We start from the raw sequence: 15,684 nt of genomic DNA on the forward strand, positions 1-15,684 counted from the left end.
GCCGAGGCGGCGCTCACACACCTAGCACCGAGCGCCTCCTCGGCTTTTTCGTGCCTCAGATCTTCGTGAGGTAGCGCAGAGGGACCTCGATGGTGACCTCGGTGCCCTGGCCCATCATGGTGTGCCAGTCGATCGCGCCCCCGAGCTCGCCCTGGATCAGCGTGCGGACGATCTGGGTGCCCAGCCCGCTGCCGACCTTGCCCTCGGGAAGACCGGACCCGTTGTCGACGACCTTGACGGTCAGGGACTCCTCCGACCGGTCCGCGACGATCTCGACCTGGCCCTCGCGGCCGGCCAGCCCGTGCTCCACCGCGTTGGTGACGAGCTCGGTCAGCGCGAGCGCGAGCGGGGTCGCGTACTCGGAGGGCAGCGAGCCGAACCGGCCCGTCTTCTTCGGGTGCACGGTCGTCGTGTGGCTCGCCGCCACCTCGGCGACGAGCAGCAGCACGCGGTCGAAGACGTCGTCGAAGTCCACGATCTGCGCGAGGCCCGTGGACAGCGTGTCATGCACCACGGCGATGGCCGCAACGCGCCGCATCGCCTGGCTCAGCGCCTCCCGCGCCTCCTCCGAGTGCGTGCGCCGTGCCTGGATGCGCAGCAGCGACGCGACGGTCTGCAGGTTGTTCTTGACGCGGTGGTGGATCTCGCGGATGGTCGCATCCTTGGTGATCAGCTCGCGCTCCTGGTGTCGCTGCTCGGACACGTCGCGGCAGAGCACGATCGCACCGACCCGCTCCCCGCGGTTGCGGATCGGGATGGCGCGGAGCGACACCGTGACGCCGCGCGCCTCGATGTCCGTCCGCCAGGGCGCACGGCCGGTGACGACGAGGGGCAGCGACTCGTCCACCGTGATCGTCCCGGCCAGGAGGCCGGTCGTGACGGTGGCGAGGGACTCCCCCTCGAGCTCACCTGTGAAGCCCATCCGGTTGAAGGCGCTGAGCGCGTTCGGGCTGGCGAAGGTCGTGGTGCCGTCGACATCCAGCCGGATCAGGCCGTCCGCCGCGCGCGGGGCGCCCCGGCGCGGGGCGGCGGGCGCACCGAGGTCGGGGAAGTCACCGGTGGCGATCATCGCGAAGAGGTCGTTGGCGCACTCGTTGAAGGTCAGCTCCTGGCGGCTCGGGGTGCGCGCCTCACTGAGGTTGGTGTGCCGGGTGATCACGGCGACCGGCTCCTCCGCCGTGTCAGGCGAGTGGATGGACAGCCGGCGGATGACCGGGACGGCCCGGACCCGCGTGGGCGTCTCCTCGTACCAGTCGGGTGCGGACGTGTCGATGATCTGCTTCGAGCGGAAGGCGTCGATCACCTGCTGACGCCACTCGGGCTTGATCCGCTGACCCACGAAGTCGCGGTAGAACAGCGTCGCCGCCGAGGACGGGCGGGCGTGGGCGACGGCCACGAAATCGTCATCCGTGGTCGGCACCCACAGCACGATGTCGGCGAAGGCGAGATCGGCGAGCAGCTGCCAGTCGCCGACGAGACCGTGCAGCCATTCCACGTCTTCTTCCGAGGAGCGGCCGTGGGCATGGACCAGATCACTGAGCGTCGACACCACCCCATCCTAAACGGCGCGCTGGATGCGGACGCCGAGTTATCCACAGGGCACGAATGCCCTGGCCGGACTCGAAGTCCCCTGCTTGAGTAAGGCATCGTAAATATCACGGCTCCATCTCATCATGGACCACCGACACACCTCACCAGGAGATTCATGCACCACCCGGCCCTCGCCCCCGCACCCGTCCGTCCGCTCGTTCCGGCGGTCAGGCCGGCAGCACGGCTGCGTCCCTCCCCTCTCCGCGACGTCCGCGATGTTCTGGAGCTCCGCCCGGTCCGCGACCTTCGCGGGTCGGCCGCTCCACGCCCGTCCCAGCCGCCCGGGACGCCCGCGCTGGATGTCCTGGCGCCCATCGCCGGCGCGGGCAATCCGGATCCCGCCACGCTGTGCGCCAACCTGGCGCGCTGCGCGGTCGAGATCCTCGCCGGTGCGCGGCCGCTCGACCAGATCGGCCGATGGGTCAGCGACGCCGCCTACGTCCACCTGCTGAGGCGCACCATGATCGCGGCACGCGCCCGTGCGGACTCGCCGGAGGGGGCGCTCCGGCCCCGGATGCGGATCGGCGAGCCGCGCCTCGCACATCCGTCGGAGGGCGTGGTGGAGGCGGTGGTGCTGGTGCACCAGCCGGGTCGGTCGCGTGCGGTCGCCATCCGGCTGGAACGGCATCGCGAGCGGTGGCGGGCGAGCGCGATCAACGTGCTCTGAGCGTCCTCAGCGACCTGCACTGTCCGCAATGCGGCCGTGAGGAGACGACGGAACGGCGGCCCCGCGGGGCCGCCGTTCCGTCGTCTCGTGCGTGGCGTCCGCCCGGCCGAGGCTGTGCGGACACCGGGGATCAGCGCTTCTTGGCCTGCGCCCGGCGCTCTGCGCGGTTGACCGGCGCCTGGTCGTCGCCCTGCTGGACGCGCTGACCGAAGGCGCCGCGCTGGGTGGCGCCCTGCGCGGGCGGGGCGGCGGGAGCCGCATCCTGCTGCTGGGCGCGCTGCGCGCGGGCCGTGGCGGCTTTCTCGAGCTGCCCGCGCTGGTCGCGGACCTCGACGCCGCCCTGTTCGGCCGGCGCGGAGTAGCTGAGCCTCGTGTCGCTCTCGCCGCGGGCGAGGCCCTTCGCGTCGACGGCGGGCGACTCGACCTCGCCCGGAGCCTGATTCACCTCGACCTCGAGGTTGAACAGGAAGCCGATGGTCTCCTCGCGGATCGCTCCCATCATCTGCTGGAACATGGCGAAGCCCTCGCGCTGGTACTCGACCAGCGGGTCGCGCTGAGCCATGGCTCGCAGGCCGATGCCGTCCTTCAGGTAGTCCATCTCGTAGAGGTGGTCGCGCCAGCGGCGGTCGATCACCGACAGCACGACGCGGCGCTCGAGTTCGCGCATCGCCGGGGCGCCGAGCGACTCCTCGCGGCGCTGGTAGGCGATGCGGGCGTCCGAGAGGATCTCGCGGCGCATGAAGTCGCGGTTGATCCTGCCCTTGTTGCCCGCCTCCGAGATCACCTCGTCGATGCTCACGCCCACCGGGTACAGGGTCTTGAGCTCGGCCCACAGGGCGTCGAAGTCCCAGTCGTCGCCGCTGCCCTCGCCCGTGTGCTGGTCGAGGATGTCGTCGATCACGTCCGTCAGGAACTGCTGCACGCGCTCGTGCAGGTCGTCGCCCTCGAGAATGTGGCGGCGGTCGCTGTAGATCGCCTCGCGCTGCCGGTTGAGCACGTCGTCGTACTTGAGCACGTTCTTCCGGATCTCGGCGTTGCGGGCCTCGACCTGCGACTGAGCGCTGCGGATGGCCCGGCTGACCACCTTGGACTCGATCGCCATATCGTCCGGAACGCTGCTGCGGCCCATCAGGCTCTCGGCGGCGCCCGAGTTGAACAGGCGCATCAGGTCGTCGGTCAGCGACAGGTAGAACCGGCTCTCGCCGGGGTCGCCCTGGCGGCCGGAACGTCCGCGCAGCTGGTTGTCGATGCGCCGGGACTCGTGCCGCTCGGTGCCGAGCACGTACAGACCGCCTGCGGCGATGACCTTCTCGGCCTCCTCGGCGACCTGCGCCTTGACGTTCCCGAAGACCTCTTCCCAGGCCTCCTCGTACTCGTCGGGCGTCTCGACCGGCGAGAGTCCGCGGGCGTTCATCTCGGCGACCGCGATGAACTCGGAGTTGCCGCCGAGCATGATGTCGGTGCCGCGGCCGGCCATGTTGGTGGCGACGGTGACGGCGCCGAGGCGTCCAGCCTGGGCAACGATCGCGGCCTCGCGCGCGTGGTTCTTCGCGTTCAGCACCTCGTGGCGCACGCCCTTCTTGGCGAGCAGCCGCGAGAGGTACTCGCTCTTCTCGACCGAGGTGGTGCCGACGAGGACCGGCTGGCCCTTCTCGTGCCGCTTGACGATGTCCTCCACGACCTGGTCGAACTTCGCCTTCTCGTTCTTGTAGACGAGGTCGGGCTGGTCGATGCGCTGCATCGGCTTGTTCGTCGGGATGGGGACGACGCCGAGCTTGTAGGTGCTCATGAACTCGGCGGCCTCGGTCTCGGCCGTACCGGTCATGCCGGACAGCTTCTTGTAGAGGCGGAAGTAGTTCTGCAGGGTCACGGTGGCGAGGGTCTGGTTCTCGGCCTTGACCTCGACGCCCTCCTTCGCCTCGATCGCCTGGTGGATGCCCTCGTTGTAGCGGCGGCCGACCAGGATGCGGCCGGTGTGCTCGTCGACGATCAGCACCTCGCCGTTCATGACGACGTAGTCCTTGTCGCGCTTGAACAGCGCGTTCGCCTTGATGGCGTTGTTGAGGAACGAGATGAGCGGGGTGTTCGCCGACTCGTACAGATTGTCGATGCCGAGGTAGTCCTCGACCTTCTCGATGCCGGGCTCGAGCACACCGACCGTGCGCTTCTTCTCGTCGACCTCGTAGTCGACGTCGGGCGTGAGCCGCTTCGCGAGGTTCGCGAACTCGTTGAACCAGCGGTTCGCCTCGCCGGACGACGGGCCCGAGATGATGAGCGGCGTGCGCGCCTCGTCGATGAGGATCGAGTCGACCTCGTCGACGATGGCGAAGAAGTGGCCGCGCTGCACCATGTCGCTCGCCTGCCAGGCCATGTTGTCGCGCAGGTAGTCGAAGCCGAACTCGTTGTTCGTGCCGTAGGTGATGTCGGCCGCGTACTGCTCGCGGCGCTCCTCCGGGGTCTGGCCGGCCAGGATCACGCCGGTCGTCATCCCGAGCGCGCGGTAGACACGGCCCATCAGCTCGGACTGGTAGCTGGCCAGGTAGTCGTTGACGGTGATGACGTGGACGCCGCGGCTGGCGATCGCGTTGAGGTACGCGGCCGTCGTCGCGACGAGGGTCTTGCCCTCACCGGTCTTCATCTCGGCGATGTTGCCGAGGTGGAGGGCCGCGCCTCCCATGATCTGCACGTCGAAGTGCCGCATGCCCAGCGTGCGCTTCGACGCCTCGCGGACCGCGGCGAACGCCTCGGGCAGCAGGTCGTCGAGCGACTCGCCGTTGCCGTACCGCTCGCGCAGCTCGACGGTCTCGTGAGCGAGTTCCTCATCGGTGAGTTCGCTGAAGTCGTCTTCGAGGGCGTTGACCGCCCGCGCGTACGCCTCCAGCCGACGGAGGGTCCGGCCCTCGCCAACACGGAGGACCTTTTCAAGAACTGAGGCCACTGATGCACTCCACTTACGCTCGGTTCGGGCCGATGGCCCGGCGCCCCGACGGACGCGCGCGGACGGCAGACTCCGCCGACGCTAGAGACATGCTACTTGTTCGGCCCTGGCGTTCGGCCTGCCGAGCCTGAAAGGACTCTGGGCGAAAGCGTCAGCCCTGAGTGCGCGGCGGATGCGGGCTCCGTCGCCGGGTCGAATCCGTCGCCGCCCTGGCGATCGCTGCCGCCACCCACCCCGGGTCGCAGGAGGGGGCGACCCCCGGCGCGGTCCGATGGCGACCGCCGCCCGGGCGGCCGCCATCGGCGTCGGTGCTCGCCGGCCTGGTGCCGGCCGGGTGGGACCGGTCAGCCGAGCTTGCGCGCGGCGGTCGCCACCTCCTGCAGCTCGTCGGCGGAGTCGTCGAGGGAGATCACGCCGTAGTCCCAGCCCTTGCGGCGGTACACGACGCTGGGACGCTGGGTCTCCTGGTCGACGAACAGATAGAAGTCGTGACCGACGAGCTCCATGTAGTAAAGCGCGTCATCCACGGTCATCGGAACGGAGGCGAAGACCTTCTTCCGGATCACGACGGGGCAGTACTCCTCCTCCGCCTCCGGAGTCTCCTCCGTCTCATCGGACACCGCCGGCATCGAGCCGGTGCGGACCTGGTCGAGCACCGCGACCGGGGCGGCCGAGAGGCCGACCGCGCTGAAGCCGTCGGTACTCGCCTCGCGCAACGAGGTCGGTCTGTGCTGGCCGCGATGCACCTTGCGGCGGTCTTTCGCCCTGCGCACCCGCTCCAGGAGCTTGCCGAGGGCGATATCGAAGGCGGCGTACTTGTCCTGCCCCGTCGCCTCGGATCTCACCGTGGCCTTCGGCCCCACGAGAGTGAGCTCGACACGGTCGTCGCCGTTCGGGCTGCCCAGCTTCTCGTTGTGGCGGCTGACCTTGATCTCGAACGAGATGGCCCGTTCGGCCAGGTGTGCGACCTTCTCCGATTTCTCGGTGGCGTACTCCCGGAAGCGATCAGTGATGCCCAGGTTGCGTCCGATGATGTTGATGTCCATGGAGACCTCCCTGATCCGGCGCGATGACCGCCCGGTGGAGGAAGGGCGGATCGCTCGCGCCTTTTGGACCACCGTAGTGCGCATCCTCCGGATGCGAAACCGGAAAACATGCGGCATTCCCGGTGCGTCCGCTGAGTGGTCTCTGAGACTGCTCAGGATTGCGGAGCGGCGTGCGGGCGATGGCCGCAGCCCCGGACACACGGCCTCCCGCGGCCCGGATCGCCCGCGCGGCCTCGGCGATGGTCGCACCGGAGGTGACGATGTCGTCCACGATCAGGCAGTCGCGGCCCGACACCCTCTGTGAGGCGACGAAACTGCCCGCGCGGTTCGCCGCGCGCTCCTCTGCCGTGAGTTCGGCCTGGTCGGCGGTCTGCCGCGAGAGCCTCAGTGCGCCCCACAGTGGAGGAACGAGGATGTGGGCACGCGCCAGGACGGCCCGCGTCGGGTGGTAACCGCGCCGTCGCCAGGCCGCGCGCGTCGACGGGATGAGGACCGGGAGCAGCGCGGCGTCTCCGGCGCGGCGCCCGGCCTCCCGCTGAGCCGCGGCGATCGCGCAGCGCAGCGCCGCGGCCAGGGCGCCGGCCGCGTCCGTCCGGCCTCCGTCTTTGTAGGCGAGGAGCACGCGACGGGCAACGCCGTCGTAGCGCAGGGCCGACCAGACGCGGGTGCCGTCGACGACCTCGGCGTGCGCTGCCGGACGCAGCTCCCTCTCGCACTCCTCGCAGAGCGTGCGGTCGGGTCTGCCGCATCCTGCGCAGCGAACCGGGAGGAGGATCGCTGCGGCATCGAGGAGGGAGTCACGGACAAGGGTGTGTGCTGTCATGGTTCCAGCCTCGCGGCGCCGGCCCGCCGGCGGGCCCGGGTGAGCGGATCTGTGCAGAACTTCTCGCGGCCGCGCGGTGTGGAGAGGCTAGTGCCGAGAGGCTAGGGCTGACCCTGCTGCACCGCCAGCGCGCCCACCTTGTCGAGCTGCGCCTGCCAGCCGTTGCCGGTCGGCGCCTGCAGTGTGCCGTCCGCGCCGAGCACCACGTACGGCGCGAGACCGGCGGCGCCGACGATGGTGCGTCCGGCCGCCGGGCCGGAGGTCGCGGTCTGCTCGCCGCCGACCGTCTGCTGCGCGATGCTCGTCGCCTGCCCCGTGGTGGTGCTGAGGACGGCGATCGTCAGATCGCTCGTCCACGTGGCCGACTGCACGCCGTCCACGAACACCGCGAGCTGTACCGGCTCGGTCAGGGAGGCCGGGGATCCGCCGTTCCCCCGGACGATGCCGGCCGCCATCAGCGAGTACCCGGTGGGCGTGCGGAGCAGCCCGGCGATCCGCGTCCCGTCGCGGGAGACGGCGAGCGACAGGATGGACGAGGCGTTGGGCCAGTCGGCGGTCACGGCGTGGGCGTCCCCGCCGTTGGCGGCAGCCACCTGGATGGCGTCGGGCGACGATCCGGGCACGGACCACACCCAGCCTTCCGTGTCGAGGGACGGGCCGATCAGGCCGGGCCGCGCATCCACCCGGACCGGGTCGCCGGCCTTGCGCACCGAGAAGGCGCCGGCCGCCGACAGCACGGCGGCCTGATCGTGCGACGCGCTCAGGGTGACCGCGGTGGGACGCAGCGCCGCGACCTTCTCGCTCAGGCCGCTGAGCCCTGTCACGGTGTCGCCGTTGAGCGGACCGAAGGTGTCGCCGTGCACGACGTAGGCGTGCGGGTCGACCGACGGGTTCCGGACCGGAGCGGCCGCAGCGCTGAGCGAGGGGACCTGCTGCACATTGCCCTCGATCGAGAGCTGGACGCTCTGCGCCAGAGTGCCGAGCGACTGCTCCAGCTGGTACTGCATCCGCTGCAGCTGGGCGGGGTCGGCCTGTCCCGCCTCGGAGCTGAGGTCGACCCGCGCCACGCCGCCGACCGTGGTCACGGACGGCACGGCGAGCTGGGTCCCCTTGGGGAACGAGGTCGAGACCGCGCCGTTCAGCCACGGCGCGGGTCCGGCGAGCAGCGAACTGGCGACACGGGTCGCGGCGGAGGCCACGCGTGCCGGGAACCACCGCGCATCCGGCACGAGGTAGGTGTAACCGGGGCTGTAGAAGTAGAGCGTCTGCTGCGCGTAGACCGCGCGGAACGTCGGCTCGTCGATCACGACGCCGTCGGGAGCGACGGAGATGCGCCACTCGCCGTTCTCCTTCAGCAGTTGATAGTTGAGGCCGACCGGCGCCGTGCTGGCGGCCGGATGGTAGGTGCCGATGGCGTCCACGTTGGCGACCGGCGTCACCTCCACCCGCCAGAGCGACCCCTGTTCCTCGTAGCTGCGGTTCCGTCCGTCGTCGACGGTGACGGACTCGTCCGGGTTCCAGCTGGCCGCCATCGAGTGGGTGAGGTACTCCCGCGCGATCTGGAAGTTGTTCTTCGGGCTGGAGGCGGCGTCGATGAAGCCCTGCACGATCCGCTGCGGGCTCGCCCCCTTCTCCGGCGGCGACGGGTTGAAGTCGAGGTCGAGCGGGTCGTTGACCTGGGCGACCGGGCCGCCCTGCCGCACCGGTCCGGAGTCGGGGATGCTCGCGCACGCGGCGAGCGCCACCAGGAGGACCGCGCCCAGCGCTGCCACGAGCGATCGGCCGCCGCGCATCCCGATGCGGCTCATGCGTGGGCCTCGCTTCCGGTCCCGGCCGCCTGCGGCGAGGTCGCGCCCGCGTCGACCGGAGGGAGCGGCAACGGGGAGCCGGTGATCTCCCGGCCGGGAACCCGCGGCAGAGTGAGCCGGAAGCAGGACCCGGCGCCGGGCGCCGACCAGACCTGCAGCCAGCCGGCGTGCAGAGTCGCGTCCTCGAGCGAGATCGCCAGACCGAGGCCGGTGCCGCCCAGGGTGCGCTTCCGGGACGGGTCCGCGCGCCAGAAGCGGTCGAAGACGTGCGCCATGTCCTCCGGGCTCATGCCGATCCCGTAGTCGCGCACCGTCAGCGCGACGGCGCTCTCGTTGCTGTCGACCGTCACGATGACGGGGCGGCCCTCACCGTGCTCGATGGCGTTGCCGATCAGATTGCGGACGACCCGACGGATGCGGCGAGGGTCCATCGGCACGTCGAAGTAGCCGCCCGGAGCGTCCAGGGTCAACTCGGAACCGTTCTGCTCGGAGAGGGTGCGCAGCTCGTCCACGCAGTCCTCGGCCAGACGCACGAGGTTCGTGGGCTCGGCGTCCAGCACCACGGACCCGGCGTCGTACCGGCTGATCTCGAGCAGGTCGGAGAGGAGGCGGTCGAACCGTTCGATCTGGGTGTGCAGGAGCTCTGCGGTGCGAGCGGTCGCCGGCGGGAAGCCCTCGCGCTGGTCGTAGATGACGTCCCCCGCGAGCCGGATCGTGGTGAGCGGCGTGCGGAGCTCGTGCGACACATCCGACACGAAGCGCTGCTGCAGCTGCGACAGCGTGCCCAGCTGGTTGATCTGGCTCTGCAGGCTGTCGGCCATCCCGTTGAAGGAGCGCGCCAGCGTCGCGAACACGTCCTCGCCGCGTTCCGGGATGCGCACCGCCAGGTCGCCCGCCGCCAGCCGCTCGCTGGTGCGCGCGGCGACCCGGATGGGCTCGACCACGAACCGCACGATGACCCAGGTGATGGCGCCGATGAGCAGGATGAGCGCGAGTCCGGCGAGCAGCAGCGTGTTCTGCACGAACAGCAGCGTGTTCTCCGAGTCGCGCAGGTTGTAGCCGATGTAGAGCTCGTACTTGCCGTACAACGGGAGGGTGAGCTGCGAGCCGACGACGATGCCCGGATCGGTGGCGCCGGTCCCGGCCGGGAGCGCGACCGACTGGTAGAACTGCTTGGTCCCCCCGCTCTGCACCTTCGCGCGGAGCTCCGGTGAGATGACCGAGTTCATCGCCGGGCTCCCCCGGTCGGGCGGAGCCAGGACGCCGGTGTCCTGGCCCGGCACCCGGTAGGCGGCCACCAGCCGGCTGGACGTGGACGCCTGCACGCTCTGCAGCACGGTGTTGAGGAGGTTCTTGCCGCCGTCGCCCGAAGACACGTCGGACGCGTTCAGGGTCGACTGGGCGGTGGTCGTCGCCCGGCTGGAGTCGCGGAGCGCCTGGTTGAGCCGCGACTGGTACAGATCGTTGCTGATGCTGAGGGACATGTAGACACCGGTGACGAGGATGGCCGCCCCGGTCAGCAGCAGCGTGATCGTCACGGTGCGCAGCTGCAGGGACCCGCGCCAGAGGCGCACGAGACGGGACGGCGCCTGCCGCCACACGTCTCGCGTGGGCCACCGGAAGCGCATCCGACCCTCCGCTGCTAGGCGGCCGCGCCGGCGCGGTAGCCGACCCCGCGCACGGTCATGACGATCTTCGGGTTGTCCGGGTCCTGCTCCACCTTCGCGCGGAGCCGCTGGACGTGGACGTTGACGAGCCGGGTGTCCGCCTTGTAGTGGTAGCCCCAGACCTGCTCGAGCAGCATCTCGCGCGTGAACACCTGCTGCGGCTTGGAGGCGAGCGCGAGCAGGAGGTCGAACTCCAGCGGTGTGAGCGCGATCCGCTCCTCGCCGCGGCGCACCTCGTGCCCGGAGACGTCGACGACCAGGTCTCCGACGGTCAGCTCGTCCGCGGGCGGCGCGGCGGGCGCGGGGCGCAGCCGGGTGCGGATGCGGGCGACGAGCTCCTTGGGGTTGAACGGCTTGACCATGTAGTCGTCGGCCCCCGACTCGAGACCCTTCACCACATCCGCCGTGTCCGACTTGGCGGTGAGCATGATGATCGGGGTGCCCGACTCGGCCCGGATGCGGCCGCACACCTCGATGCCGTCGAGGCCGGGCAGCATGAGGTCGAGGAGGACCAGGTCGGGCTTGGCCGTGCGGAACGTGTCGAGGGCCAGCGCGCCGTCCTCGCAGAACACCGGGTCGAAACCCTCGGTGCGCAGCACGATGCCGATCATCTCCGCAAGCGCGGTGTCGTCGTCGACCACCAGGATGCGACTAGTCATGTCGGATGTTCCCCGAACCCTCCTCGAGCGGCCACGGCCGCGGACAACATGACCAGCGTAATGGAGCAGCCTGCTACCGGCTTGTATGAAAGCATTGCGTGCCCTGTGGACGGGACATCGCGCAGCGGGACGATGTGCCAGCATGGGACCACAGCTTCGATGCGGGGGAACGGAAGGGCACGGCGTGACCGACGAACAGGACTGGCAGGCGCCGGGGCAGCAGGGCTCCGGCACGCCGGGCGCGGAGGGCGCGCCCGGCGGGCAGCAGCCCCCGCAGTACGGACAGCAGCCCCCGCAGTACGGACAGCAGCCGCCCCAGTACGGACAGCAGCCGCCCCAGTACGGACAGCAGCCGCCCCAGTACGGACAGCAGCCGCCCCAGTTCGGGTGGCAGCAGCAGCCCTACGGCCAGCCGTCATACGTACCGGGCGGGGCCCAGCCGGGCTGGACGCCGCCGCCGAAGCCGGGCCTGATCCCGCTTCGGCCGCTGACGCTCGGGCCGCTCCTGGCCGCTCCCTTCCAGGCGCTGCGGCGCAACCCGCGCATCACCGTCGGCGCGGCGCTGGTGCTGCAGGGCATCCCCGCGATCCTCGTCACCGTCATCCTCGCGGGCGGGATCGCGCTGCTGGTCAGCCGCGTCCTCTCCGCCGACGCGCAGGACAAGCCTGCGCTGCAAGCGGGCCTGATCGGCGGCATCATCGTGCTGGGGGTGCTCTCGCTCGTCATCACGACCGTCTTCGGCGCCCTCCTCCAGGGCGTGATCGTCGGCGAGGTGGCCCGCGAGACGCTCGGTGAGAAGCACACGTTCGGCTCGCTCTGGCGGCTGGTGCGGGGCCGGTTCGGGGCCCTCATCGGGTTCACGCTCCTGTTCGCGCTGGCCTGGATCGTGGCGATCGCCCTGGTGGTCGCGATCGTCGTCGCCCTGGCGAGCATCGGCGGCGTCGCCGGGACGATCGGAGCCGTGGCGGTCGGCATCATCGGCGGCGTCGGGCTCATCCCCTTGGCCATCTGGATCAACACGAAGCTCGCCATGGTGCCGAGCGCGATCGTGCTGGAGCGGCTGCCGTTGCGTTCCGCCGTCGCCCGCTCGTGGCGGCTCACGAACGGCTACTTCTGGCGCACCTTCGGCATCATCGCGCTCGTCTGGCTGATCGTCTATGCGATCACCCAGACGATCAGCATCCCGTTCGGCCTGCTCGGCGGCCTGATCGGCGGCGTCTTCGCCCCGACCTCCGCCACGGCCGGCGACTCAGCGAGCTCGATGACCCAGCTGATCGTGGCTCAGCTGGGCGTCAACGTCGTCGCGAGCATCGCCACCGCCATCGTCGGCGCGATCGGCAGCGTGATCCAGACGGCTGCCGTGTCGCTGCTCTACCTCGACCTCCGGATGCGGAAGGAGGGACTCGACCTCGAGCTCGTCCGCTTCGTCGAGGGCCGCCAGAGCGGCCACGACCTGCCCGATCCGTACCTCCCGCCGGCCGAGCGCACCCAGCCGCCGCAGCCGCCCGCCGCGGCCGGGTGGCCCGCCGGCTGATCGTGATCCACGTCGACGTCCCGGTTGACCCGAGCTCACCGGAAGCGCAGGAATGGCTGCGCGACGAACTGGCGCGACCGGAGTACCAGGCCGCCAAGCCGACGTGGTTCGATCTGGCATCCAAAGCGGTCCAGGACTGGCTGGCCTCCCTCTTCCAGGGTCCGGGCGGAGACGCCGGGCCGGTGCTGCTCCTGGTCGTCGTGCTGATCGTCGCGGGCCTCATCGTGACCGCATTCCTGGTTTTCGGACGTCCGCGCATCAACCGACGGTCGTCTCTGGAGCGGCGCGCGCTGTTCGGGTCGGACGAGATCCGCAGCGCGGCCGAACTGCGCGCCTCCGCGGAGCGTGCCGCCCGTTCCGGCGACTGGGTGACCGCCGTCGAGGAGCAGTTCCGGGCGATCGCGGCCGGGCTCGACGAACGGACGCTCGTCCTCGTGTCACCGGGGACGACGGCGACCGAGTTCTCGCACCGCGCCGCCGACGTCGTGCCGGGTGAGCGCGAGGCGCTCCGCCAGGCGGCGCGCTCCTTCGACGAGGTGCGGTACCTCGATCGGCCGGGAACGGAATCGGCGTACCAGCAGCTCGTCGCGCTCGACCAGCGCCTCCAGGGGACGCGCGTCACGCTTCCGGCGGTGACCGCGTGAGCGCCCCGGCTCCGGAGCGGGAACGGGCCGCTGCGCCGGGCATTCCGGACGGGTCCGCGACCCCGGGCACGGCGCCGGCGGAGGCGCGCGCCGTCTCCCCCACCGTGCGGAGGACCGCACGGCGCGCCGTCCCATGGATCGTGCTCGCAGTCATCGCGGTGCTCATCGCCCTGTTCGGACTCCTCCTCACCGGTGGACGCGAGGGAGCGGACACGCCCCTCGACGCGACCAACCCCGCCCCGGCGGGAGCGAAAGCGGTGGTGCAGGTGCTTCGCGGCCAGGGGGTGACCGTGCGAACGGTCAGCTCCCTGGGCGACGCGCGAGCAGCGGCCGGAGACGACGCCACCGTGCTCGTCTCCGACCCGAACGGCTACCTGCCGGCGGCCGGGTACCGCGGACTCGCGGGCGAAGGCCGGACCCTCGTCGTCGTCGAACCCGACTTCCAGGCGCTTCAGACGCTGGCACCCGGCGTGAGCGCCGGCGGCGAGCCGCGCGCACCGGTGTCGGCGGGCTGCGGCGTCCGCGCCGCGGAGCGCGCCGGGCGGATCGACCCGCGCACGACTCCGAACACCGAGGATGCGGGACTGCCGGGCACCTTCCGCGTCACAGGCGACGGGGTCGCCTGCTTCACCGATGCGAACGGGAGGGCCTCGCTCGTCCGCACCGCGTTCGACGACTCCACGGTGTACCTGCTGGGCTCGTCCGCGGTGCTCACGAACGAAGGTGTCGACCGGCTGGGCAACGCCGCGCTCGCCCTCAACCTGCTGGGATCCCACCGGACGCTGGTCTGGTACCTGCCGACGATCGACGACCGACCGGTCACCGGGCCGCCCGACATCGCCGCGCTCACCCCGGGCTGGGTGACGCCCGTGGTCCTCCTGCTGGTCGCCGTCTTCCTGGCCGCCGCCGTCTGGCGCGGCCGCCGGTTCGGGCCGCTCGTCATCGAGAACCTCCCCGTCGTCGTGCGAGCGGGCGAGACGCGCGAGGGCCGGGCCCGGCTCTATCAGCGCTCCTCCGCACGGCTGCGCGCCGCCGACGCCCTGCGCATCGGCACCCTGGGCCGTCTCTCCGCGCTGGTGGGCCTGCCGTCGACCGCGACGACACAAGAGGTGGTGGATGCAGTGGCCGCCGTCCTCCGCGCGGATCGCGGACGCGTGTCGGAGGTGCTGCTCGACCGCATCCCCGCCACCGACCGCGACCTGCTCGCCCTCTCCGACGACCTGGCCGAACTCGAACACGCCACCGCCGCCGCGGTCACGCCGCAGCCCTCAGCGGGCCCGACCGGAAGAATGGATGAATGACCGACGTCACGACCGGAACCACGACCCCGCCCACGCCCGGCGCTGCCGCCGCCGACGCTTCGCGCCTCCGCGCCGCCCTCGCGGGCGTCCGTGCCGAGGTGGGCAAGGCCGTCGTCGGGCAGGAGGGCGCGGTGACGGGCCTCATCATCGCGTTGCTCGCCCGCGGCCACGTGCTGCTGGAGGGGGTTCCCGGCGTCGCGAAGACGCTGCTGGTCCGCTCCCTGAGCCAGGCGCTCAGCCTCGACACCAAGCGCGTGCAGTTCACGCCGGACCTCATGCCCGGCGACGTCACGGGCTCGCTGGTCTACGACGCTCAGACCGGCGGTTTCGTGTTCCGCGAGGGGCCCGTGTTCACCAACATCCTGCTGGCGGATGAGATCAACCGGACGCCGCCGAAGACGCAGTCGGCGCTGCTGGAGGCCATGGAGGAGCGCCAGGTCAGCGTCGACGGCGTCAGCCGCAGGCTGCCGGACCCGTTCATCGTGGCCGCGACCCAGAACCCGATCGAGTACGAGGGCACCTACGCACTCCCCGAGGCGCAGCTCGACCGGTTCCTCCTCAAGCTGACGCTCGACGTGCCCGAACGCGACACCGAGGTGGAGGTGCTGCGCCGCCACGCCGCCGGGTTCAACCCGCGCGATCTGACGGCGGCCGGCGTGACGCCGGTCCTCGGAGCCGCGGAGCTCGCCGCGGCGCGGGAGTCGGCCGCAGCGGTCGGGGCGAACGCCGACGTGCTCGCCTACATCGTCGACCTCGCCCGGGCGACCCGCCGCAGTCCGTCGGTGCGGCTGGGGGTCAGCCCGCGCGGTACGACGGCGCTGCTCGCCGCGGCGAAGGCGTGGGCCTGGCTGTCCGGGTACGACTCCATCACGCCCGACCATGTGCAGGCGATGCTCGTCCCGGTGTGGCGCCATCGCCTGCAGCTGCGCCCGGAGGCGGAGCTGGAGGGCGTGGGGGCCGACGCGATCCTGCGGTCGATCGTCCAGCAGGTCCAGGTCCCGATCTAG

General features: G+C 71.1%; 12 protein-coding genes. 5 read left to right on the forward strand and 7 right to left on the reverse strand.

All coding sequences use genetic code 11. The annotated features are described in order from the left end of the window. Positions 1–55: 55 nt before the first annotated feature. Entirely contained in the window at positions 56–1,549 is a 1,494-nt protein-coding gene (locus ACR9Y5_RS13990; RefSeq protein ID WP_481298508.1) for a sensor histidine kinase, read from the reverse strand. A gap of 156 nt (positions 1,550–1,705) precedes the next feature. Between ACR9Y5_RS13990 and ACR9Y5_RS13995 the strand changes: the two genes are divergently transcribed. Further along, positions 1,706–2,257 carry an Rv3235 family protein gene (locus tag ACR9Y5_RS13995; protein ID WP_481298509.1) on the forward strand — a complete coding sequence of 184 codons (552 nt, stop codon included), beginning with the start codon at positions 1,706–1,708 and terminating at the stop codon, positions 2,255–2,257. A 130-nt stretch (positions 2,258–2,387) separates the two neighbouring features. On the opposite strand, the gene secA is transcribed toward ACR9Y5_RS13995, so the two are convergent. The 6 genes from secA to mtrA form a co-directional block, all read right to left on the reverse strand. Then, a complete protein-coding gene (secA, locus tag ACR9Y5_RS14000; protein ID WP_481298510.1) occupies positions 2,388–5,195 on the reverse strand; it encodes a preprotein translocase subunit SecA in 2,808 nt (935 codons plus the stop codon). 344 nt (positions 5,196–5,539) lie between these two features. Then, the gene (gene hpf / locus ACR9Y5_RS14005) at positions 5,540–6,241 is read right to left on the reverse strand and encodes a ribosome hibernation-promoting factor, HPF/YfiA family (protein WP_481298511.1); all 702 of its coding nucleotides are present in this window, start codon (positions 6,239–6,241) and stop codon (positions 5,540–5,542) included. After that, complete coding sequence (locus ACR9Y5_RS14010) at positions 6,201–7,064, reverse strand: ComF family protein (protein ID WP_481298512.1); 864 nt, start codon at positions 7,062–7,064, stop codon at positions 6,201–6,203. Before ACR9Y5_RS14010 ends, hpf begins: the two co-directional genes overlap by 41 nt. Before the next feature lie 101 nt (positions 7,065–7,165). Further along, on the reverse strand, positions 7,166–8,872 hold the full coding sequence (locus ACR9Y5_RS14015) for an LpqB family beta-propeller domain-containing protein (RefSeq protein ID WP_481298513.1): 1,707 nt from the start codon (positions 8,870–8,872) through the stop codon (positions 7,166–7,168). After that, positions 8,869–10,500, reverse strand: coding sequence for an MtrAB system histidine kinase MtrB (mtrB, locus tag ACR9Y5_RS14020; protein ID WP_481298514.1), 1,632 nt, complete (start codon positions 10,498–10,500; stop codon positions 8,869–8,871). The genes ACR9Y5_RS14015 and mtrB overlap by 4 nt, the downstream gene beginning before the upstream one ends. Positions 10,501–10,514: 14 nt before the next feature. After that, a complete protein-coding gene (gene mtrA, locus ACR9Y5_RS14025) occupies positions 10,515–11,198 on the reverse strand; it encodes an MtrAB system response regulator MtrA (RefSeq protein WP_481298515.1) in 684 nt (227 codons plus the stop codon). A 184-nt stretch (positions 11,199–11,382) separates the two neighbouring features. Here mtrA and ACR9Y5_RS14030 point away from each other — a divergent pair, with 184 nt between their 5' ends. Genes ACR9Y5_RS14030 through ACR9Y5_RS14045 form a run of 4 tightly spaced genes read left to right on the forward strand, consistent with a single transcriptional unit; the run spans position 11,383 to position 15,684 of the window. Further along, the gene (locus ACR9Y5_RS14030) at positions 11,383–12,732 is read left to right on the forward strand and encodes a DUF7847 domain-containing protein (RefSeq protein WP_481298516.1); all 1,350 of its coding nucleotides are present in this window, start codon (positions 11,383–11,385) and stop codon (positions 12,730–12,732) included. Continuing rightward, positions 12,717–13,376: a DUF4129 domain-containing protein gene (locus ACR9Y5_RS14035; protein WP_481298517.1), complete on the forward strand. Its 660-nt coding sequence runs from the start codon at positions 12,717–12,719 to the stop codon at positions 13,374–13,376. The genes ACR9Y5_RS14030 and ACR9Y5_RS14035 overlap by 16 nt, the downstream gene beginning before the upstream one ends. Beyond that, a complete protein-coding gene (locus ACR9Y5_RS14040; protein WP_481298518.1) occupies positions 13,373–14,677 on the forward strand; it encodes a DUF4350 domain-containing protein in 1,305 nt (434 codons plus the stop codon). The genes ACR9Y5_RS14035 and ACR9Y5_RS14040 overlap by 4 nt, the downstream gene beginning before the upstream one ends. Beyond that, positions 14,674–15,684 (forward strand): AAA family ATPase, encoded by a 1,011-nt coding sequence (locus ACR9Y5_RS14045; RefSeq protein ID WP_481298519.1) that lies wholly within the window; start codon positions 14,674–14,676, stop codon positions 15,682–15,684. Before ACR9Y5_RS14040 ends, ACR9Y5_RS14045 begins: the two co-directional genes overlap by 4 nt.

It is taken from the genome of Leifsonia sp. KNZ13-11D, assembly GCF_056754895.1.

Bases quoted from the DNA above. Each gene is read 5' to 3' on its own strand.
- ACR9Y5_RS14045 (WP_481298519.1), top strand. From the start codon at position 14,674: ATGACCGACGTCACGACCGGAACCACGACCCCGCCCACGCCCGGCGCT.
- ACR9Y5_RS13995 (WP_481298509.1), top strand. From the start codon at position 1,706: ATGCACCACCCGGCCCTCGCCCCCGCACCCGTCCGTCCGCTCGTTCCG.
- hpf (WP_481298511.1), bottom strand. From the start codon at position 6,241: ATGGACATCAACATCATCGGACGCAACCTGGGCATCACTGATCGCTTC.
- ACR9Y5_RS14015 (WP_481298513.1), bottom strand. From the start codon at position 8,872: ATGAGCCGCATCGGGATGCGCGGCGGCCGATCGCTCGTGGCAGCGCTG.
- mtrB (WP_481298514.1), bottom strand. From the start codon at position 10,500: ATGCGCTTCCGGTGGCCCACGCGAGACGTGTGGCGGCAGGCGCCGTCC.
- ACR9Y5_RS14010 (WP_481298512.1), bottom strand. From the start codon at position 7,064: ATGACAGCACACACCCTTGTCCGTGACTCCCTCCTCGATGCCGCAGCG.
- mtrA (WP_481298515.1), bottom strand. From the start codon at position 11,198: ATGACTAGTCGCATCCTGGTGGTCGACGACGACACCGCGCTTGCGGAG.